Source organism: Escherichia sp. E2661 (assembly GCF_004745185.1).
In the GTDB taxonomy this organism is placed as follows: domain Bacteria; phylum Pseudomonadota; class Gammaproteobacteria; order Enterobacterales; family Enterobacteriaceae; genus Escherichia.
Genome location: NZ_PDIG01000038.1, coordinates 155,872 through 176,668, shown reverse-complemented (window position 1 = coordinate 176,668; position 20,797 = coordinate 155,872). Strand labels below are relative to the sequence as shown.

The window sequence follows — 20,797 nt, the reverse complement described above, 5'->3', positions numbered from 1 at the left end:
TTCATGACACTTCATCGCTTTAAGAAAATCGCCTTACTTAGCGCCATTGGCATTGCCGCAATCTCTATGAATGTGCAGGCCGCAGAGCGTATTGCATTTATTCCCAAACTGGTTGGCGTGGGATTTTTTACCAGCGGTGGCAACGGCGCACAACAAGCGGGTAAAGAGCTGGGCGTTGATGTGACCTACGATGGGCCAACAGAACCCAGTGTTTCTGGTCAGGTACAGTTGATTAATAACTTCGTCAATCAGGGATATAACGCCATTATCGTTTCTGCGGTTTCGCCAGATGGTTTATGCCCGGCACTGAAACGCGCCATGCAACGTGGGGTGAAAGTACTTACCTGGGATTCTGACACCAAACCGGAGTGCCGTTCTTACTACATTAACCAGGGAACGCCCGCCCAGTTGGGAGGTATGTTGGTGGATATGGCGGCGCGCCAGGTAAATAAAGACAAAGCCAAAGTCGCGTTTTTTCTACTCCAGCCCCACCGTTACGGACCAAAACCAGTGGGTGAAAGAAGCGAAAGCGAAAATCGCCAAAGAGCATCCAGGTTGGGAAATTGTCACTACGCAGTTTGGCTATAACGATGCCACTAAATCGTTACAAACCGCGGAAGGCATATTAAAAGCCTATAGCGATCTCGATGTCATTATCGCCCCCGACGCCAACGCCCTGCCCGCTGCCGCACAAGCCGCAGAAAACCTGAAAAATGACAAAGTTGCGATTGTCGGATTCAGTACGCCAAATGTGATGCGTCCGTATGTAGAGCGCGGCACGGTGAAAGAATTTGGCCTGTGGGATGTGGTTCAGCAAGGCAAAATTTCGGTCTATGTCGCGGATGCATTATTGAAAAAAGGTGCAATGAAAACGGGCGACAAGCTGGATATTCAGGGCGTAGGTCAGGTGGAAGTCTCGCCAAACAGCGTTCAGGGCTATGACTACGAAGCGGATGGTAATGGCATCGTACTGTTACCAGAGCGCGTGGTTTTCAATAAAGAAAATATCGGCAAATACGATTTCTGATGTGCATTACTTAACCGGAGTAAGTTATGGCAGATTTAGACGATATTAAAGATGGTAAAGATTTTCGCACCGATCAACCGCAACAAAATATCCCTTTTACCCTGAAAGGTTGCGGTGCTCTGGATTGGGGAATGCAGTCTCGTTTATCGCGGATATTTAATCCGAAAACGGGTAAAACCGTGATGCTGGCCTTTGATCATGGTTATTTTCAGGGGCCGACTACCGGACTTGAACGCATTGATATAAATATCGCCCCACTGTTTGAACATGCCGATGTATTAATGTGTACGCGCGGTATTTTGCGCAGCGTAGTGCCGCCCGCGACTAATAAGCCAGTGGTACTGCGGGCGTCAGGTGCGAACTCTATCCTGGCGGAATTAAGCAATGAAGCGTGGCGTTATCGATGGATGACGCCGTGCGCCTGAACAGTTGCGCGGTGGCGGCGCAGGTTTATATCGGCAGCGAATATGAACATCAGTCGATCAAAAATATTATTCAGTTAGTCGATGCTGGAATGAAAGTGGGAATGCCGACCATGGCAGTCACTGGCGTGGGCAAAGATATGGTGCGCGATCAGCGTTATTTCTCGCTCGCGACTCGAATCGCCGCTGAAATGGGGGCGCAAATTATCAAAACCTATTATGTCGATAAAGGTTTTGAACGGATTGTTGCCGGATGTCCGGTACCCATTGTTATTGCTGGCGGTAAAAAATTACCAGAGCGCGAGGCGCTGGAAATGTGCTGGCAGGCTATCGATCAGGGCGCTTCTGGTGTGGATATGGGGCGAAATATTTTCCAGTCTGACCATCCGGTGGCGATGATGAAAGCCGTACAGGCGGTGGTACACCATAACGAAACGGCTGATCGGGCATATGAACTCTATCTGAGTGAAAAACAGTAACTGCGAATTTAAGGAGAAGAATCATGCACGTCACACTGGTTGAAATTAACGTTCATGAAGACAAGGTTGACGAGTTTATCGAGGTCTTTCGCCAGAATCACCTGGGCTCGGTACAGGAAGAAGGTAATTTGCGCTTCGATGTCTTACAGGACCCGGAAGTGAATTCGCGCTTTTATATTTACGAAGCCTATAAAGATGAAGACGCAGTGGCATTCCATAAAACCACGCCCCACTACAAAACCTGTGTCGCGAAACTGGAACCGCTAATGACCGGGCCGCGTAAAAAAACGCGTGTTCAATGGGTTGATGCCGTGAGGCGAATTCATCAGTTTTATCTACAATTGGGGTAACGCGCTGACGGGAGTAAAAAAAATGTCTGACTGGAACCCCTCTTTATATCTGCACTTTGCCGCTGAACGATCGCGTCCGGCGGTGGAGCTGCTTGCCAGAGTGCCGTTGGAAAATGTCGAATACGTTGCCGATCTTGGCTGTGGCCCAGGTAACAGCACCGCCCTTCTACACCAACGTTGGCCTGCGGCAAAGATAACTGGCATCGACTCGTCTCCGGCGATGATTGCCGAAGCGCGCAGTGCTTTGCCGGACTGCCAGTTTGTGGAAGCAGATATCCGCAACTGGCAACCGGAACAGGCACTCGACCTGATTTTCGCTAATGCCTCGCTGCAATGGCTGCCCGACCACTACGAATTGTTCCCTCATTTGGTTTCGTTACTTAATCTTCATGGTGTGTTGGCAGTACAGATGCCAGATAACTGGCTGGAGCCGACCCATGTGCTGATGCGCGAAGTCGCCTGGGAACAAAATTATCCAGATCGCGGGCGTGAGCCGCTGGCTGGCGTTCATGCTTACTACGATATTTTGAGCGAAGCCGGATGTGAGGTCGATATCTGGCGAACCACTTACTATCACCAGATGCCGTCGCACCAGGCGATTATCGATTGGGTGACCGCAACCGGATTACGCCCGTGGTTACAGGATCTGACTGAGAGCGAACAGCAGCATTTTCTTACGCGCTACCATCAGATGCTGGAAGAGCAGTATCCACTGCAAGAGAACGGACAGATACTGCTGGCATTCCCGCGACTGTTTATTGTTGCCCGACGTACGGAGTAATTATCACGTCAGCTGGTAATGGCGATCGGGAAGAATTTTCGCTGGAATTTCTGCTTCATCGTTCATCTGTAACAGGTCAATTTCAATAGCGTTGCAGATGGCATCCAGCGGTAAATCATTGTTTTCAGTACCGAACGGATCTTCCAATTCTTCCGCCAGACAATCCAGCGAAATAAAAGTGTAGGAAATCAGCACAGAGATAAAAGGCGTCATGTAATGCAGGTCCACGACCAGCGCGAACGGCAGCATGATACAAAATAGATAAACGGTACGATGCAAAATCAGGGTGTAGGCAAAGGGAATTGGCGTATAGGCAATGCGCTCGCAGCCTGCCAGAACCGCTGAAATATCATTAAGCCGATCGTTGAGGCTAATAAACAGGATATCTGAAAGTTGTCCATTGCGTCGCTGAACCGCCAACCACTCCCCCATTATTAACAAAATACGGTTAGCCGGAGTGTTTGAAGCCAGTACACGCTGAAGATCTTCAGTCTTGAGATAATGTGCCAGCACTTCCGCCTGTGGCTGTTTGCGTAATGTCATGCGTAAACAGTGGGCGAAGGCGATTTGCAGTCGGGCAAACTCCCTTACCCTTGCCGAATCCGGCAATGTCGTTTTTACCTCACGCAATAATGACCGCGAAGCAATCATCAACTGCCCCCAAAGTTTGCGCGCTTCAACGTAACGGGCGTAACCAGCGTTATTACGAAACCCCAGAAAGATGGCGATGGCGACACCAAGAATGCTGAACGGTGCGAGGGTGAATTTGATGCCCAGATGTGTGTACCAGGGCAGCATGAAAATAACAGCGATAGAAAAGAGAAAATTGAGTAGTAAGCGCGAGGATATCTTGGATAATACTGAACCGTGCCAGACAAAAATACGGCGCAGCCAGTGTTGTTGTGGACGAACAATCATGGTTATCTTCAGGCGTGGACAAGTCGCCCTATTAAACGTGATTACGATCACATTCTCAAGACAGTACTTACAAATTACCTACAAGCTTACAACATTAACAGGTGTTGCATGTGGCACCTGTTAATGATAAAGCACATAGGATGTTGTAACTAATATAGTAAAATAAGAAACCCGGTCGAAACCGGGTTCAGATAACGAAGCTATTTAGCACAACGGACGTACAGCTTCGCGCATCCCTTTTTCCAGAATGGAATCCAGGTCATTAGCAACCAGTTCGACCAGGCCAGGCACTTGCGTCAGGTCCTGTTCCCAGTGGTCTTTTTCTGCCAGCACAATGGCGACCAGCTCCTGGGTGTCGATGATACGGTCACGATGCTGGCTCCAGAGTTGCTGATAACGTTCCAGCCAGTGGGCATCATCCTGTACCGGATACGCTTCCCCGTTACGTTCTCCACGATAGAATGCAATCAATGCCGCTAGCGCGAAGGTCAGTCGGGCCGGAAGTTTACCGTTCACCTTCTGCCCTGCCAGCAACTGCGGCAGGATGCGGGTGCGGAACTTGGTCATACCGTTGAGCGCGATGGAAAGCAGCTGATGCTTAATGTACGGGTTACGGAAACGCCCGGTTACCGCACTGGCGAAAGATTCCAGTTCATCACGTGGTAAATCCAGTACCGGAATAATTTCTTCGTAGATGGCTTTCTCAACGAATGCGCAAATTTCAGCATCGTTCATCGCTTCGCCTACAGTATCCAGCCCTGCCTGGAACGCAACTGGCACCAACGCCGTATGCGCACCGTTCAGGATTGCAACCTTACGCTCTTTGTATGGTTTAATATCATCTACAATCAATACGTTGAGCGGATATTTGTCCAGACGGAGTTCTGCTGCTAAAGATTTCGGCCCCTGAATTACAAACAGGTAAAAGTGTTCAGCGGTATCGAGGAAACCATCGTGATACCCCAGTTCTTCTTCCAGTTTCGCCACTTCATCACGCGGATAACCGGTAACGATACGGTCCACCAGCGTTGAACAGAAGCTGTTAGCCTGATCCAGCCATTGAATAAATGCTTCTGGTAGCGCCCACTCCTGCGCGTAGCGCAGAACCAGTTCACGCAGCGCATCGCCGTTATAGTCGATCAGTTCACACGGGATGATGATCCAACCTTTATCCAGCGCACCGTTGAAATGGCTAAAACGTTCGAACAACAGGCGAGTCAGTTTTGCCGGATAGCTTACCGCTGGCGCGTCATCAAATTTGTCGCCTGCATGGTAGCTGATACCTGCTTCGGTGGTGTTAGAGAAAACAAAGCGCATTTCCGGGTTGTGCGCCAGTTTCAGGAATTCATCGTATTCACTGTAGACGCTGATTTCACGATTAACAGAACGAATCAGACGCGCATCGCTAACCGCTTCGCCCTTCTCATTCAAACCACGAATGATGGTGGTGTACAGACCATCCTGAGTGCTCAATGACGGCGGGAATGAAGTTTCAATCGGACGAACTACGACCACACCAGAATTCAGATCGGTGTGCTCATTCAGGAGATCAATTTGCCAGTCGACAAAGGCACGCAGGAAGTTACCTTCACCAAACTGAATGATACGTTCTGGATACTGTGCACCGGGAAAATCGCGACGATTTAGTGTTTTCACAATGGGTTCCCTTTTGATTAGTCATACAACCTGTTTGAATTGGTACGACAGGTTAGCAAACTTTGATACGCTGAACCCCTGTTTTGATCAACTCGCGGCGAACAATTCACGTTTTTTGGCGAAAAATGTGCTGTTGGTCAAGGTTCCGGAAAGTGAAAGCTTGTAATCATGATTCCCGGTAAAAGTGGAAAATGTCCAAATTGGTAGAACAAATTAGATGTTCCCCACAAAAACTCGCAAATTTGTCAGACAACTTCCTCGCCATAATGCATAGTGCTGGTACGATTTCGCCCGTCTTTTTTCGAGCGATAAAGACAAGTATCGGCTTCTACCATTAGTTTGTTGAAATCATCGATTAACGTACGAAATGTTGCACTTCCACTTCCGACACCAATGCTAACCGTCAAGTAAAGCGTTTTTTGTTGCCAGATAAACGGTTGCATTTCTACGCCTTTACGGATTTTTTCCGCCATCAGCAGACCATCCACAGGATTCACTGAAGGCACTGCAACCGCAAATTCTTCGCCGCCCATCCGCGCCACCAGCCCTTTATCACCAACTATCTTCTGTATATGCCGGGCAAACACGCTTAAAACTTTATCGCCACATTCATGACCATAGTTGTCGTTTATGCTTTTGAAATAGTCGATATCAAGCAGCATCACCGTCAGATGTTGTGTCTGTTGTAGTGACGGATTTTTTAACGCCTCAAAAAGACCTGAGCGCGAGTAAACCTGGGTGAGAAAATCAAAATCGGCACGCAGAGAAACTTGCTTAACCAGCGAATTAATTGCCGCCACGCTAAAGGAAACCATGATTGGGCAAATTGCCATGGTAGCAATCCCCAGACGAGCGGAGAACATTTGTGGGATAGAGAACGGCGAACCGACGGCGATATCTATCACCGAATTTGCCACCAGCACGATTTCCACCGCTCCCGTCAAAAAAGTCAGCAAACACGTTACCTGCGGGGTATAGCGTACCGCACACCAGATCAATGCAGGCAATGGGAACGCCAGACTCCCCGCACCGCCAATCACTACCGAGGCAATGACCGATACAATGAGCGCAATAAACGGCATCATCTGTTCTGCTTTAAAGCGTGGCAACGCCCTGGGGATCGCCAGCGTCAACATACACGGAACAATTAACACGCCCGTCGAAAACTGTTCGCTAAACCAGTCAGCAAGTAAGGGCCAGAAATCCAGACTATCAATACTTACTGAACCAACCGCCCCGACAATTGCGCATAATAATGCGGCTATAAGGCAATAATTAAACAAGCGTAAGGCACTTACTGGCTCATACTTATTTTTCCCCAGTCGCTTATCCCTCACCACTAACCGAGCCACGGTCACAATAAACATCATATTGGACAAGTTGATGACCAGTGACACTAAACCCCATTCGGTAGTCATCGCATCATAAGCCAGCATCGCCACGTAACTGATTGCATAGTAATGCAGTCGATTGAGCCAGACATACCGGGCAAAAACCCCTGCCATCACGCCATTCAGCGGCCAGAAGAGAGAGAGTTCATGAACCAGACGTAACTCTGCACCAACAAAATAGAACAGCGTGGTTAGCGCAAAAATCGCGATACTATTACGTAGCAAATGGCCTTCCAGGAACAAATGGAAAGTTGAGATGGGGTGTACACGCATTAATTATCTGTCCATACAATTGCAGGCTGCAATTATTTTAACGCAATAAGTAAATTCTCATAAAGGATAGCATGTTCACTGGCAGCGGTGACAAATAAAGATATTAATCCGATACGGCTTTGTCGAAATCTGACATTCTTATGGCTGATTCATCTGAATAACCAGCCAGTGGTAGATAACCGTCACAATATAACGTTGTTGTTCCTCACTTAACGAAACACCCTGCGGAATGTTGTGCCACTTAGCCAGACAGCCGCGACAACATGTTGCTGTAGCATGCTGGGCAATAAACACCGGATGCCCGCGCATGGGAGTTTGCTTGCCATCGTTCGCCGGTAAGGCCGGGGCAAGACGTTTAGCGACAAAATCTGCCGCATGTTGTTCGATAACCGGCGCGCCCTTCTCCAGACAATACTGACGCTCCTTCACGCCTAAACGAAAGCGGGAGCGAAATTTTGAACGGGATAAACGCGCGAAGAGTGGATCAAGAGACTGCATTAGTAAACCGAGCGTCCTAATTGTTTCGTCAATTGTTCAAGTACTGCGATACCGGCAAGAGAGTTACCTGCGTCATCCAGTTCCGGACTCCAGACCGCAATGGCCATTTCATGTGGGACGATCGCCACAATACCGCCACCAACGCCAGATTTCGCCGGAAGTCCCACCCGCCAGGCAAACTCGCCCGCGTTCTGGTACATACCACTGGTTGCCATCAGCGCGTTAATTTGTCGCGCCTGCATTGGCGTCACCACGGGCTCATCGATATGAATAGCCTTCCCCTGATTTGCCAGAAAGACAAACGTTCGGGCCAGCTCAACGCAGCTCATTTTTAGTGCACAGTAGTGAAAGTAGTTTTGCAGTACTGTTGTCACATCATGATGGAAATTGCCAAACGACTTCATCAGCCAGGCTATCGCCGCATTTCTCGCAGAATGCTCGAACTCTGAACGCGCTACCACCGTATCGTAGGCAATATCAGACACACCGCTTAGTCCACGCACCACTTCCAGCATACGTTGCCGTGGGGCGCTTAATCGCCCTTGCAGCATGTCGCAGACCACCAGCGCACCGGCATTAATAAAAGGATTTCGTGGAATACCCTGCTCCATTTCCAGTTGCACCAGGGAATTGAAAGGCGATCCCGACGGATCCTTGCCCACACGTTGCCAAATCTCTTCTTCGGAGTAATGACGCATTGCAACAACGAGGCTGAGCACTTTGGAAATAGACTGAATTGAAAAACGCTCTTGCGCGTCTCCGGCCTGAAAAAGCTGCCCGTCAATGGTACAGATAGCAATGCCCAGTCGGGAACCCTCTACCGTTGCCAGTGCCGGAATATAATCCGCGACTTTCCCCTGACCAATTAGCGGACGTACTTGCCGCAAAATGTTTTCTAAAATTGCATTATCCATGGCGACTGCCACTCTCTGCTCCTTGCTCGCAGGTCTGAAAAGACCTGCGAGTATAACAGAGCTAAATATGTGACGTCAGATCCGGTCTTTCCATACCGTCTGGATATTACAGAACTCATGTAACCCAAAATGGGAAAGTTCACGACCAAAGCCGCTCTTCTTCACACCGCCAAACGCTACCCGTGCATCACTGGCGCTGAAACCATTGATAAACACCCCTCCACATTCCAGACGTGCTGCCATTTGTTTCGCCAGTGCTTCATTAGAGGTAATAATGGTTGCAGAAAGTCCAAACTCGCTGTCATTAGCCAGTTTAACCGCATGTTCAGCATCTTTCGCAATGGTGATTGCCGCGACGGGTCCAAACAATTCTTCACGAAACGCGGTCATTTCTGGCGTGACGTCTGCCAGAACCGTTGCCGGATAGTAGTTTCCTGCGCCTGCTACCTTTTCCCCTCCGAGTAACAGACGGGCGCCCTGTGCCAGTGATTTTTCAACCTGATGATGTAGCTCATCACGCAAATCGAAACGCGCCATCGGTCCGAGGTCGTTTTCCTCATGACTCGGATCGCCCATTTTCAACGCCGATACCGCCGCCACAAAACGTTCGGTAAATGCAGAGGCAATCCCCTCTTCGAGGATAAAGCGTTTTGCTGCTGCACAAACCTGCCCGGTATTCTGATAACGCCCGGCAACCGCGGCTTTCACGGCCAGGTCCAGATCGGCATCGTTAAGCACAATAAATGGGTCGGAACCGCCCAATTCAAGCACACATTTTTTCAGCGCCGCCCCAGCCTGCGCGCCAATGGCTGCTCCCGCACGGACACTTCCGGTGACTGTAACCGCAGCAATGCGCGGGTCTTTAATCATCTGGCTTACACCGTCATTGTCGGCATTCAACCAGCCATATACGCCTTGTGGGATACCTGCATCGTTAAAGACCTGAGCAATTAACTGTGCACAGCCCATCACATTTGGCGCATGCTTAAGCAAATAACCGTTACCTGCCAGGATAATGGGAACAGCCCCTCGCATCACCTGCCATAACGGAAAGTTCCACGGCATAATCGCCAGGATCGTCCCCATAGGACGATATTCAATAACCGCTTGCTGATTTTCTACCTGCGTAGGTTCGCTCTTCAGCATTGCCGGGCCATGCTCTGCATACCAGTCGCACAAGTTTGCTGATTTCGCCACTTCGGCACGCGCCTGTTTGATCGGTTTCCCCATTTCTCGAGTGATCATTTGTGCCATCTCTTCGCTACGGGCGCGCAAAGCCTTACCGAGATCACGCAGTTTTTTCTGCGCGATAATCTACGTTTGTTACGCGCCAGTCGCGAAAGCCTGCCGCCGCGAGCCGAAGTGCGTGTTCAATATCGTCAGCGCCAGCCCACGGCAGTGCAGAAAGTTGTTCGCCATTGGCTGGATTTATTGAAATAGCATGGGTAAGCGGAGTAATGGTCATCCGGGTATCTCCTTCGTGAGTTATGGTCTGAAGATACGCAGATTTACTCTTTCGTGAAAATGAATAATATTAAGCCACTTGTTCACGAATCGAGAATGTTATGGATCTGACCCAACTGGAGATGTTTAACGCCGTTGCCGAGGCTGGCAGCATTACCCAGGCGGCAGCAAAAGTGCATCGTGTGCCATCTAACCTGACGACCCGTATCCGCCAGCTGGAAACAGAACTCGGCGTTGAACTGTTTATTCGCGAGAATCAGCGTTTACGTCTCTCTCCTGCCGGGCATAATTTTTTGCGCTATAGCCAACAAATTCTCGCGTTGGTCGACGAAGCGCGAAATGTTGTTGCTGGCGATGAGCCACAAGGCTTGTTTTCTCTCGGTTCGCTGGAAAGCACCGCAGCGGTACGCATCCCAGCTACACTGGCAGAATTTAACCGTCGTTATCCTAAAATTCAGTTTTCCCTTTCCACTGGCCCTTCCGGAACTATGCTGGACGGTGTACTTGAGGGAAAACTGAATGCGGCATTTATTGATGGTCCGATTAACCATACCGCCATTGACGGGATGCCGGTGTACCGCGAGGAGTTGATGATCGTTACGCCGCAAGGACATACTCCCGTTACCCGCGCCAGTCAGGTTAATGGTTGTAATATCTATGCCTTCCGCGCTAACTGCTCGTATCGCCGCCACTTTGAGAGCTGGTTTCATGCCGACGGCGCAGCGCCGGGGACAATTCATGAGATGGAGTCATATCACGGTATGCTGGCCTGTGTAATCGCCGGAGCGGGAATTGCGCTTATTCCTCGCTCCATGCTGGAAAGTATGCCGGGGCATCATCAGGTAGAAGCCTGGCCATTAGGTGAGCAATGGCGTTGGTTAACGACATGGCTGGTCTGGCGTCGTGGCGCGAAGACTCGTCAGCTTGAGGCGTTTATTGAGCTGCTTGACACATCGCTGGAACAGCATGAAGCGGCAAAATGAGATGTGGATCACAAAGTCATTGTATTCACATCATTAACCGTTTTAAGATCATTTCATCACCTTTTTGCAACTCACCCGATAATCTGTTATGACAACAAACACTGTTTCCCGCAAAGTGGCGTGGCTACGGGTAGTTACGCTGGCAGTAGCCGCCTTCATCTTCAATACTACCGAATTTGTCCCTGTTGGCTTGCTTTCTGACATTGCGCAAAGTTTTCACATGCAAACTGCTCAAGTCGGCATCATGTTGACCATTTATGCATGGGTAGTAGCGCTAATGTCATTGCCTTTTATGCTAATGACCAGTCAGGTTGAACGCCGCAAATTGCTGATCTGCCTGTTTGTGGTGTTTATTGCCAGCCATGTGCTGTCATTTGTATCGTGGAGCTTTACCGTTCTGGTGATCAGTCGAATCGGCGTTGCTTTCGCACATGCTATTTTCTGGTCGATAACGGCGTCTCTGGCGATTCGCATGGCGCCAGCAGGTAAACGAGCGCAGGCGTTGAGTTTAATTGCTACCGGTACAGCTCTGGCAATGGTATTAGGTTTACCCATTGGTCGAATTGTGGGGCAATATTTCGGCTGGCGAACGACGTTTTTTGCCATTGGTATTGGAGCGCTTATCACCCTGCTATGCCTGATTAAGTTACTTCCATTACTCCCCAGCGAGCATTCCGGGTCGTTGAAAAGTCTTCCGCAACTGTTCCGCCGCCCGGCATTGATGAGCATTTATTTGTTGACGGTAGTGGTGGTTACCGCGCATTACACGGCATACAGCTATATCGAGCCTTTTGTGCAAAACGTAGCTGGGTTCAGCGCCAATTTTGCCACCGCATTGCTGTTAATGCTCGGAGGCGCAGGCATCATTGGTAGCCTGATTTTCGGCAAACTCGGCAATCAGTATGCGTCTACGCTGGTGAGTGCGGCAATTGCGTTATTGCTGGTGTGCCTGGCGCTACTGTTACCTGCGGCGAACAGTGAGATGCACCTCGGCGTACTGAGCGTTTTCTGGGGGATTGCGATGATGATCATCGGCCTTGGGATGCAGGTAAAAGTGCTGGCGCTGGCACCGGATGCTACCGACGTTGCGATGGCGCTATTTTCGGGGATATTCAATATTGGTATCGGCGCCGGGGCGCTGGTGGGTAATCAGGTGAGTCTTCACTGGTCGATGTCGATGATTGGCTATGTTGGCGCGGTGCCTGCTCTCGCCGCGTTAATATGGTCAATCGTCATATTCCGCCGCTGGCCAGTGAAACTCGAAGAACAGACACAATAGTTGAAAGGCCCATTCGGGCCTTTTTTAATAGTACGTTTTAATGATTTCCAGGATGCCGTTAATAATAAACTGCACCCCCATACACACCAGTAAGAAGCCCATCAGGCGGGAGATCGCTTCAATTCCCCCCTTGCCCACCAGCCGCATAATTGCGCCAGAGCTACGTAGGCTTCCCCACAAAATGACCGCAACCAGAAAAAAAGATCAGCGGCGGCGCAACCATCAGTACCCAGTCTGCGAAGGTTGAACTCTGACGTACTGTGGACGCCGAACTGATGATCATCGCAATGGTCCCCGGTCCAGCGGTACTTGGCATTGCCAGTGGAACAAAGGCGATGTTGGCACTGGGTTCATCTTCCAGCTCTTCGGATTTGCTTTTCGCCTCCGGTGAGTCAATCGCTTTTTGCTGGGGGAAGAGCATACGGAAACCAATAAAAGCGACAATTAAGCCGCCAGCAATACGCAGACCGGGAATCGAAATCCCGAATGTGTCCATCACCAGTTGTCCGGCATAGTACGCCACCATCAAGATGGCAAAAACATATACCGAGGCCATTAATGACTGACGATTACGTTCGGCGGTGTTCATGTTACCCGCAAGCCCGAGAAACAACGCTACGGTAGTTAACGGGTTAGCTAACGGCAATAACACCACCAGCCCCAGGCCTATCGCTTTAAACAAATCTAACATTGGTGGTTGTCATCCTGTGTCGCTAGTTATCTGCGAAAAGTATAAAGGGTAAACAAGGAGAAAGTTTCACTCTTTAACTAATCTTGCAGCACACTGCGCAATACTTGAACCGATTTAGCAAATCGTGGCATCAAGGGATTCATTCGTTTGACTTATACTTGCCTGGGCAATATTATCCCCTGCAACTAATTACTTGCCAGGGCAACCATTGTGAAAAGTACCAGCGACCTGTTCAATGAAATCATCCCATTAGGTCGCTTAATCCATATGGTTAATCAGAAGAAAGACCGTCTGCTTAACGATTATCTGTCACCGCTCGATATCACCGCGGCACAGTTTAAGGTGCTCTGCTCTATCCGCTGCGCGGCGTGCATTACTCCCGTTGAGCTGAAAAAAGTCCTTTCGGTTGACCTTGGCGCGCTGACCCGCATGTTGGATCGCCTGGTTTGCAAAGGCTGGATTGAGCGGTTGCCGAACCCGAATGACAAGCGTGGCGTGTTGGTGAAACTTACCAGCAGCGGCGCGGCAATATGTGAACAATGCCATCAATTAGTTGGCCAGGACCTGCATCAAGAATTAACAAAAAACCTGACGGCGGACGAAGTGGCAACGCTTGAGCATTTGCTTAAGAAAGTCCTGCCGTAAACAAAAAAAGAGGTATGACGATGTCCAGACGCAATACTGACGCTATTACCATTCATAGCATTTTGGACTGGATCGAGGACAACCTGGAATCACCACTGTCACTGGAAAAAGTGTCAGAGCGTTCAGGTTATTCCAAATGGCACCTGCAACGGATGTTTAAAAAAGAAACCGGCCATTCATTAGGTCAATACATCCGCAGCCGTAAGATGACAGAAATCGCGCAAAAGCTGAAAGAAAGCAACGAGCCCATCCTCTATCTGGCAGAACGTTATGGTTTCGAGTCACAGCAAACGCTGACTCGCACCTTCAAAAATTACTTTGATGTTCCGCCACATAAATATCGGATGACCAATATGCAGTGCGAGTCGCGGTATTTGCATCCATTGAATCATTACAACAGTTAATAAAAATGTGACAACGTCACTGAGGCAATCATGAAACCACTTTTATCCGCAATGGTAACCGCGCTTATTCTCTTTTCCGCGCAGAGCTTTGCGGAGCAAACCTCGCAACCGGTCGTTACTTCCTGTGGCGATGTGGTGATTGTTCCCCCATCGCAGGAACAACCACCGTTCGATTTAAATCACATGGGTACAGGCAGTGACAAATCGGATGCGCTGGGCGTGCCCTATTATAACCAACACGCCATGTAGTTTATTCAGGCCCCGGCATATCGGGGCTTGTTAGCCTCTCACCTTCACCGCTTTACGCCACCGCAAACCAAACACATTGATATACAGTCCGGTCATAATAAGCACGGCACCTAAGAATTGCAGGCCTGTTAGGCGTTCATCCAGCAGTAACGCTGCACTTGCCAGACCGACTACCGGCACCAGTAATGATAATGGTGCGACACGCCATGTTTCATAGCGTCCAAGCAGCGTACCCCAGATCCCATAACCAACTATCGTCGCCACAAATGCCAGATACATCAACGCCAGAATGGTGGTCATGTCGATAGTGACCAGACTGTGAATCATTGTTTCCGAGCCATCGAGAATGAGCGAGGCGACAAAAAACGGGATTATAGGGATTAATGCGCTCCAGACGACCAGAGACATCACTGCCGGACGGGATGAATGAGACATGATCTTTTTATTGAAGATATTGCCACTCGCCCAACTAAATGCCGCCGCCAGGGTCAAAATAAAACCGAGCATCGCCACATGCTGACCGTTAAAGCTATCTTCGATTAACACCAGTACGCCAAAAATCGCTAACGCAATCCCCGCCAGTTGCTTACCGTGCAGCCGTTCGCCAAAAGTAAAAGCACCGAGCACGATAGTAAAAAAACGCCTGAGCCTGTAAGACCAGCGAGGCTAGTCCTGCCGGCATACCGAAGTTAATGGCGCAAAAGAGAAAGGCAAACTGCGCAAAACTGATGGTTAAACCATACCCCAGCAGTAAATTCAGCGGTACTTTTGGCCGCGCCACGAAAAAGATTGCCGGGAAGGCGACCAGCATAAAGCGTAAACCGGCCAGCATCAGCGGTGGCATGTTATGGAGCCCCACTTTGATGACCACAAAATTAAGCCCCCATACAACGACGACTAATAGCGCCAACAACCCATCTTTCCGCGACATTTTCCCGCCTCTGAATTTTCATTTTTTGTCAGCAATCAACTTAGCTGAATTTACTTTTCTTTAACAGTTCATTCGTTAATCACCGTTTACCACGGCATTAATGGCAAATAAGTCGCTATACTTCGGATTTTTGCCATGCTATTTCTTTACATCTCAAAAACAAAACATAACGAAATGCATTGTCGGACAGCCAAATGAACTTATCTCTGAGACGCTCTACTTGCGCCCTTCTCGCCTCGTCGTTGTTATTAACTATCGGACGCGGCGCTACGCTGCCATTTATGACTATTTACTTGAGTCGCCAGTACAGCCTGGGTGTCGATCTCATTGGTTATGCGATGACAATTGCGCTCACTATTGGCGTCGTTTTTAGCCTCGGTTTTGGTATCCTGGCGGATAAGTTCGACAAGAAACGCTATATGTTACTGGCAATTACGGCCTTCGCCAGCGGTTTTATCGCCATTCCCCTGGTGGACAGCGTCACACTGGTGGTACTTTTTTTCGCACTCATCAACTGTGCCTATTCCGTTTTTGCCACTGTATTGAAAGCCTGGTTTGCCGACAATCTTTCATCCACCAGCAAAACGAAGATCTTCTCGATCAACTACACCATGCTCAACATTGGCTGGACCGTCGGCCCACCATTCGGCACCCTGTTAGTCATGCAGAGCATCAATCTGCCCTTTTGGCTGGCAGCTATCTGCTCAGCGTTTCCCGTGGTTTTCATTCAAATTTGGGTAAAGCGCAGCGAGAAAATCATCGCCACAGAAACAGGCAGCGTCTGGTCGCCAAAGGTTTTGTTACGGGATAAAGCGCTGCTGTGGTTCACCTGCTCGGCCTTTCTGGCTTCTTTCGTGAGCGGTGCCTTTGCCTCTTGTATCTCGCAATATGTGATGGTCATAGCGGATAGTGGTTTTGCTGAAAAAGTGGTCGCAGTGGTCCTGCCTGTTAATGCCGCGATGGTGGTTACGTTGCAGTATTCCGTTGGGCGACGAATTAACCCGACCAACATCCGCGCGCTGATGACGGTAGGCACACTCTGTTTTGTCGTCGGGCTGGTCGGTTTTATTTTTTCCGGAAACAGCCTGCTATTGTGGGGAATTTCAGCCGCGGTATTTACTGTTGGTGAAATTATTTATGCTCCCGGTGAGTATATGTTGATTGACCATATTGCGCCGCCTGGAATGAAAGCCAGCTATTTTTCCGCTCAGTCATTAGGCTGGTTGGGTGCAGCGGTAAATCCATTAGTGAGTGGTGTGGTACTGACCACTCTCCCGTCTTCCTCGCTGTTTATCATCCTGGCGGTAGTCATCATTGCCGCGTGGGCGCTGATGTTAAAAGGTATTAATGCCAGACCCCAGGGGCAGCCAGCACTCTGTTGACATTCGTGCCGTGCCACTACTGGCACGGTTTTGCTAATTATTATTCTGAGGCAAAGGCATAGCCTTCCCTCGCCGAGCGGGTAAATATGAGTCCGCGCACTTTTTTGAGACGTTTTGAGGCGTTAACCGGCATGACGCCCGCCCGCTGGCTGCTCAATGAGCGCTTAATACGAGTACAGGATTATCTGCAAAATTCGGCTTTTAACATCGATAAAATTGCCGAGCTGACGGGTTTTGGCAATTCAGCGTTATTGCGTCATCACTTTCACCAACGTTTTTTATTATCCCCTTCTCAATATCGTAAAAACAGCCGTTCCCCATCACAATAACCGCCTGATTCAGCCTTTGTTTAGGTAACCTCTGCTAATATCTTTCTCATTGAAATGAAAATTAAGGTAAGCGAGGAAACACACCACACAATAAACGGAGGAAAATAATGTTGGGTAATATGAATGTTTTTATAGCTGTTCTGGGAATAATTTTATTTTCTGGCTTTCTGGCCACATATTTCAGCTACAAATGGGATGACTAATGAACGGAGATAATCCCTCACCTAACCGGCCCCCTTGTTACAGTTGCGTGCAAGGGGCCTGATTTTTTGACGGCGAAAAAAAACCGCCAGTAAACCGGCGGTGAATGCTTGCATGGATCGATTTGTGTTTTGCTTTTACGCTATCAGGCATTTCTCTGCGCTGGTAACGGTTCTTTGACACAGTAGCATTATTTTTCTCAATGAATGTTAAACAGAGCTTAAACTCGGGCTATCACACTCTGCTCATCAATAAACATACAGCGATTTCTCCCGGTCTGCTTGCCTTCGTACATTGCTCTGTCAGCCCTTCCAATAACCACATCCAACGGTTCTTCAGGAAATGCGCGGCTCACGCCAGCGGTCACTGTTATTGGGATATGTCCGCCAGGATGCGCTATGGCATGGTTATCAACTAACTGACAAATACGTAGCCCAGCACGACACGCCTCATCATCATTTTGCGCTTTGATGATAATAATAAACTCTTCACCACCATAGCGATAAACCGTATCGTAGTCACGCGTCCAACCGGCTAAGTAAGTCGCCAGGGTTCGTAATACCACATCACCGATTAAATGCCCGTAGGTATCATTAACCAGTTTAAATCGGTCTATATCCAGCAGCATTAAATAAAGATTCAATGGTTCAGCATTACGTAATTGATGATCAAAGGATTCATCAAGCACCCGACGGCCAGGTAATCCCGTCAATACATCCATATTGCTGCGAATAGTCAGCAAATAAATTTTGTAATCTGTTAATGCTGCGGTAAAAGAAAGCAACCCTTCCTGAAATTCGTCAAAATGAACTTCTTGCCAGCGATTTTCGACAATAGCCAGCATTAATTCCCGACCACAGTTATGCATATGCTGATGGGTAGAGTCTATTATCCGAACATAGGGTAATTCATCACTATCGAGTGGTCCATGATGATCAAGCCACCGACCAAACTGGCACAGTTCATAAGAATGGTTATCCGTAATTTCTGGCTGACTGGTATCTCTCGCTACCACGCTATGGAACATACTCACCAGCCACTGGTAATGGGCATCGATAGCCTTATTGAGATCTAACAAGATAGCATCGATTTCCGTTGTCTTCTTGATCATTACCACTCCTTTTTCACAATTCTTTATGCGTTCTATTGTAACGAAAGAAAAGAAAATTTATGTCAACAATTCCATAGAAAAAACATTAATTAATGGATAAAAATATAACGGCGTGATTTAAAACAAAATAAACAGAAAAAAGTGATTAAATCTGTCAGAACACGTTAAATTCAAGCCAGAAGATATAATACCGATTATGCCAAAGGGAAGAAGGTAATGGCCTGAAAGATTAGGTCTTTTGGCAGTATTATAAATCCAATTATTTCTGCAAATGTACGCAGATCCCGGATAACTAAAAAAGAAATGAACAGCATATTATAATATAGCACCGGACTGGATGTAGCCCGGTGCTATATGGAGGAATTATACGTTCAAGCCGCGATGTTGCAGCATCGGTGTAATCTGTGGTGCCTTACCTCGCCATTGGCGATACAGGTGTTCTAAATCTTCGCTATTACCTTTGGAAAGGATAGCATCGCGAAAACGTTGCCCATTTTCACGCGTTAACCCCCCCTCCTCGACAAACCATTGATAACCATCGTCTGCCAGCATTTGCGTCCACAGATACGCGTAGTAACCCGCCGCATATCCGCCACCAAAAATGTGAGCGAAATAACTGCTGCGATAACGCGGCGGTACAGCGGGAAGATCCATGTTTTCCGCCGCCAGCGCCCGAAGCTCGAAATCGTCCACGTCCTGGCGTGCTTCATTCTCCTCCAGACAATGCCAGCGCATATCAAGAAGCGCAGCGCTAAGTAACTCGCTCATCTCGTAGCCTTTATTGAACAGGCTGGCATTGCGCATTTTCTGTTGTAACTCTTCCGGCATGGTTTCTCCGGTTTGGTAATGCCTCGCATAGCGAGAGAATACCTGCGGATTTGTCGCCCAGTGTTCGTTGATTTGTGAAGGGAACTCGACGAAATCACGCGGCGTGTTGGTGCCAGAAAGCGTCGCATAACGTTGGCTGGCAAACAGGCCGTGCAGCGTATGACCAAATTCATGGAATAAGGTTATAACATCGTCCCACAATAACAATGCAGGTTCGCCTGTCGCTGGTTTCTGATAATTGCAAACATTGTAAATAACGGGACGTGTGTCATTGAGCGTAGATTGCTCAACAAAATTCCCCATCCACGCGCCGCCGCTTTTGGAATCACGGGCAAAGAAATCACCGTAAAATAGCGCAAGACCGACTCCGTTATGGTCAAATATTTCCCATACGCGCACATCCGGGTGATAGACCGGTATATCAAAGCGCTCGACAAATTTAATGCCGAAAAGCTGATTTGCAGTCCAGAATACCCCCTCATTCAACACTGTGTTCAATTCGAAATAAGGCTTGAGCTGCGCTTCATCGAGACAGAATTTCTCGCGTCTTACCTGCTCGGCATAAAATGCCCAGTCCCACGGCTGGACGCTAAATCCGCCTTGCTGCTTTTCGATAACCGCCTGAATAGACGCCAGTTCATCGTCTGCTCGCTTACGCGCGGCCGGGACAATTTCACGCATGAAGTTAAGTGCTGCTTCGGGTGTTTTTGCCATCTGGTCAGCGATTTTCCACGCAGCATAATGAGGGAAACCAAGCAGTTTCGCCTGCTGCGCGCGGATCTCCACCAGCCGTGTAATAATAGCTCGGGTATCGTTAGCGTCTTTTTTTTCTGCCCGAGTCCAGCCCGCAGTGAACAGTTTTTCACGCGTCGCGCGATCGCGCAGTTCGGCTAGCGCCGGTTGCTGGGTGGTATTCAGCAGTGGGATAAGCCACTTGTTATCCAGACCTTTCTCGCGCGCTGCATCCGCCGCCAGGGCAATATCTTGCTCACTCATCCCGGCCAGTTGCCCAATATCGTCAACCACCAGCCCACCGGATTTGTTCGCCGCTAATAACCGCTGGTTAAACTGACTGATAAGGGTCGCCGCCTCTGTATTCAGCACTTTTAATTTTGCCTTATCGGCCTCTGCAAGTTTGGCCCCGGCAAGAACAAAACGTTGATGAATCACCTCGACCAGTCGAATAGATTCGCTATCAAGACGCAGAGATTCACGGCGCTGCCAGATGGCATCGACCCGAGCGAACAATTCGCCGTTCAGGTAAATGTCATTAGCCAGTTCCGCAAGTTCTGCCGAGAACTGTTCATCAAGACGCTGTAATTCATCGTTGGTATGCGCCGAGGTCATAGCGAAGAAGACGCTGGTGACACGTGTGAGTAATTCCCCGCTCTTTTCAAGAGCCAGAATAGTGTTAGTAAAATCGGGCGTCTGTGGGTTTAACGCTATCGCTTCTATCTCAACCCGCTTCTGCCGCATCCCCTCGTCGAATGCCGGGCGATAGTGATGATTTGCAATCTGATCAAAATGGGGCGCCATATAAGGCAGCGTGCTCTGCGTAAGAAAAGGATTCGTCGTTGACATTTTCTACTCC

15 protein-coding genes and 7 pseudogenes are annotated in these 20,797 nt (G+C 48.9%); 12 read left to right on the top strand and 10 right to left on the bottom strand.

From position 1 onward, the window contains the following. Positions 1 to 3: 3 nt before the first annotated feature. The 4 genes and pseudogenes from lsrB (at position 4) to tam (ending at position 3,059) form a co-directional block, all read left to right on the top strand. Positions 4 to 1,027, top strand: a pseudogene (gene lsrB, locus CRI63_RS24135) (autoinducer 2 ABC transporter substrate-binding protein LsrB). 26 nt (positions 1,028 to 1,053) lie between these two features. Further along, positions 1,054 to 1,928 (top strand): annotated as a pseudogene (lsrF, locus tag CRI63_RS21650) (3-hydroxy-5-phosphonooxypentane-2,4-dione thiolase). A gap of 23 nt (positions 1,929 to 1,951) precedes the next feature. Beyond that, positions 1,952 to 2,243 (top strand): annotated as a pseudogene (gene lsrG, locus CRI63_RS21645) ((4S)-4-hydroxy-5-phosphonooxypentane-2,3-dione isomerase). 57 nt (positions 2,244 to 2,300) lie between these two features. Continuing rightward, the gene (gene tam, locus CRI63_RS21640; protein ID WP_135520741.1) at positions 2,301 to 3,059 is read left to right on the top strand and encodes a trans-aconitate 2-methyltransferase; all 759 of its coding nucleotides are present in this window, start codon (positions 2,301 to 2,303) and stop codon (positions 3,057 to 3,059) included. 3 nt (positions 3,060 to 3,062) lie between these two features. Here tam and CRI63_RS21635 read toward each other — a convergent pair whose 3' ends face one another. The 6 genes and pseudogenes from CRI63_RS21635 to sad all read right to left on the bottom strand — a co-directional run bounded on the left by CRI63_RS21635 (position 3,063) and on the right by sad (position 10,174). Beyond that, the gene (locus tag CRI63_RS21635) at positions 3,063 to 3,977 is read right to left on the bottom strand and encodes a bestrophin family protein (RefSeq protein WP_130224816.1); all 915 of its coding nucleotides are present in this window, start codon (positions 3,975 to 3,977) and stop codon (positions 3,063 to 3,065) included. Between the two features lie 204 nt (positions 3,978 to 4,181). Then, complete coding sequence (gene uxaB, locus CRI63_RS21630; protein WP_135520739.1) at positions 4,182 to 5,633, bottom strand: tagaturonate reductase; 1,452 nt, start codon at positions 5,631 to 5,633, stop codon at positions 4,182 to 4,184. 245 nt (positions 5,634 to 5,878) lie between these two features. Beyond that, entirely contained in the window at positions 5,879 to 7,297 is a 1,419-nt protein-coding gene (locus tag CRI63_RS21625) for a diguanylate cyclase (RefSeq protein ID WP_135405891.1), read from the bottom strand. Between the two features lie 138 nt (positions 7,298 to 7,435). Beyond that, on the bottom strand, positions 7,436 to 7,795 hold the full coding sequence (locus CRI63_RS21620) for a DUF4186 domain-containing protein (RefSeq protein WP_001191034.1): 360 nt from the start codon (positions 7,793 to 7,795) through the stop codon (positions 7,436 to 7,438). Continuing rightward, positions 7,795 to 8,721 carry a glutaminase B gene (gene glsB / locus CRI63_RS21615; RefSeq protein ID WP_130224810.1) on the bottom strand — a complete coding sequence of 309 codons (927 nt, stop codon included), beginning with the start codon at positions 8,719 to 8,721 and terminating at the stop codon, positions 7,795 to 7,797. Before glsB ends, CRI63_RS21620 begins: the two co-directional genes overlap by 1 nt. Positions 8,722 to 8,784: 63 nt before the next feature. Continuing rightward, positions 8,785 to 10,174 (bottom strand): annotated as a pseudogene (gene sad / locus CRI63_RS21610) (succinate-semialdehyde dehydrogenase). A gap of 100 nt (positions 10,175 to 10,274) precedes the next feature. Between sad and CRI63_RS21605 the strand changes: the two are divergent. Both CRI63_RS21605 and ydeA read left to right on the top strand, forming a co-directional pair. Beyond that, a complete protein-coding gene (locus tag CRI63_RS21605) occupies positions 10,275 to 11,156 on the top strand; it encodes a LysR family transcriptional regulator (protein WP_130219101.1) in 882 nt (293 codons plus the stop codon). 88 nt (positions 11,157 to 11,244) lie between these two features. Beyond that, positions 11,245 to 12,435, top strand: coding sequence for an L-arabinose MFS transporter (gene ydeA, locus CRI63_RS21600; RefSeq protein ID WP_135520737.1), 1,191 nt, complete (start codon positions 11,245 to 11,247; stop codon positions 12,433 to 12,435). A gap of 24 nt (positions 12,436 to 12,459) precedes the next feature. Here the strand turns inward: ydeA and marC are convergent. After that, positions 12,460 to 13,126, bottom strand: a pseudogene (gene marC, locus CRI63_RS21595) (NAAT family transporter MarC). 210 nt (positions 13,127 to 13,336) lie between these two features. Here marC and marR point away from each other — a divergent pair. Genes marR through marB form a run of 3 tightly spaced genes read left to right on the top strand, consistent with a single transcriptional unit; the run spans position 13,337 to position 14,424 of the window. Next, a complete protein-coding gene (gene marR / locus CRI63_RS21590) occupies positions 13,337 to 13,771 on the top strand; it encodes a multiple antibiotic resistance transcriptional regulator MarR (RefSeq protein ID WP_130209253.1) in 435 nt (144 codons plus the stop codon). Positions 13,772 to 13,791: 20 nt separating this feature from the next. Beyond that, a complete protein-coding gene (marA, locus tag CRI63_RS21585; RefSeq protein WP_130209255.1) occupies positions 13,792 to 14,175 on the top strand; it encodes an MDR efflux pump AcrAB transcriptional activator MarA in 384 nt (127 codons plus the stop codon). A 30-nt stretch (positions 14,176 to 14,205) separates the two neighbouring features. Continuing rightward, the gene (gene marB, locus CRI63_RS21580) at positions 14,206 to 14,424 is read left to right on the top strand and encodes a multiple antibiotic resistance protein MarB (protein WP_130209257.1); all 219 of its coding nucleotides are present in this window, start codon (positions 14,206 to 14,208) and stop codon (positions 14,422 to 14,424) included. A 30-nt stretch (positions 14,425 to 14,454) separates the two neighbouring features. Here the strand turns inward: marB and eamA are convergent. Beyond that, a pseudogene (gene eamA, locus CRI63_RS21575) lies at positions 14,455 to 15,355 on the bottom strand (O-acetylserine/cysteine exporter). Between the two features lie 194 nt (positions 15,356 to 15,549). Between eamA and ydeE the strand changes: the two are divergent. The 3 genes and pseudogenes from ydeE (at position 15,550) to mgtS (ending at position 17,269) form a co-directional block, all read left to right on the top strand. Beyond that, positions 15,550 to 16,737: an efflux MFS transporter YdeE gene (ydeE, locus tag CRI63_RS21570; RefSeq protein WP_135520735.1), complete on the top strand. Its 1,188-nt coding sequence runs from the start codon at positions 15,550 to 15,552 to the stop codon at positions 16,735 to 16,737. 65 nt (positions 16,738 to 16,802) lie between these two features. After that, positions 16,803 to 17,066, top strand: a pseudogene (locus CRI63_RS21565) (helix-turn-helix domain-containing protein); the annotation flags it as partial. A gap of 107 nt (positions 17,067 to 17,173) precedes the next feature. Further along, entirely contained in the window at positions 17,174 to 17,269 is a 96-nt protein-coding gene (gene mgtS, locus CRI63_RS21560) for a protein MgtS (protein ID WP_135520733.1), read from the top strand. Between the two features lie 218 nt (positions 17,270 to 17,487). On the opposite strand, the gene CRI63_RS21555 is transcribed toward mgtS, so the two are convergent. Continuing rightward, complete coding sequence (locus CRI63_RS21555; protein ID WP_135520731.1) at positions 17,488 to 18,378, bottom strand: diguanylate cyclase; 891 nt, start codon at positions 18,376 to 18,378, stop codon at positions 17,488 to 17,490. A gap of 363 nt (positions 18,379 to 18,741) precedes the next feature. Continuing rightward, positions 18,742 to 20,787, bottom strand: a complete 2,046-nt coding sequence (gene dcp, locus CRI63_RS21550) for a peptidyl-dipeptidase Dcp (protein WP_135520729.1) — start codon at positions 20,785 to 20,787, stop codon at positions 18,742 to 18,744. Positions 20,788 to 20,797: the final 10 nt, after the last annotated feature.

Coding starts and splice junctions, on each gene's coding strand:
- tam (WP_135520741.1), top strand. CDS start 2,301: ATGTCTGACTGGAACCCCTCTTTATATCTGCACTTTGCCGCTGAACGA.
- CRI63_RS21635 (WP_130224816.1), bottom strand. CDS start 3,977: ATGATTGTTCGTCCACAACAACACTGGCTGCGCCGTATTTTTGTCTGG.
- CRI63_RS21625 (WP_135405891.1), bottom strand. CDS start 7,297: ATGCGTGTACACCCCATCTCAACTTTCCATTTGTTCCTGGAAGGCCAT.
- CRI63_RS21620 (WP_001191034.1), bottom strand. CDS start 7,795: ATGCAGTCTCTTGATCCACTCTTCGCGCGTTTATCCCGTTCAAAATTT.
- CRI63_RS21605 (WP_130219101.1), top strand. CDS start 10,275: ATGGATCTGACCCAACTGGAGATGTTTAACGCCGTTGCCGAGGCTGGC.
- ydeA (WP_135520737.1), top strand. CDS start 11,245: ATGACAACAAACACTGTTTCCCGCAAAGTGGCGTGGCTACGGGTAGTT.
- marA (WP_130209255.1), top strand. CDS start 13,792: ATGTCCAGACGCAATACTGACGCTATTACCATTCATAGCATTTTGGAC.
- marB (WP_130209257.1), top strand. CDS start 14,206: ATGAAACCACTTTTATCCGCAATGGTAACCGCGCTTATTCTCTTTTCC.
- ydeE (WP_135520735.1), top strand. CDS start 15,550: ATGAACTTATCTCTGAGACGCTCTACTTGCGCCCTTCTCGCCTCGTCG.
- mgtS (WP_135520733.1), top strand. CDS start 17,174: ATGTTGGGTAATATGAATGTTTTTATAGCTGTTCTGGGAATAATTTTA.
- CRI63_RS21555 (WP_135520731.1), bottom strand. CDS start 18,378: ATGATCAAGAAGACAACGGAAATCGATGCTATCTTGTTAGATCTCAAT.
- dcp (WP_135520729.1), bottom strand. CDS start 20,787: ATGTCAACGACGAATCCTTTTCTTACGCAGAGCACGCTGCCTTATATG.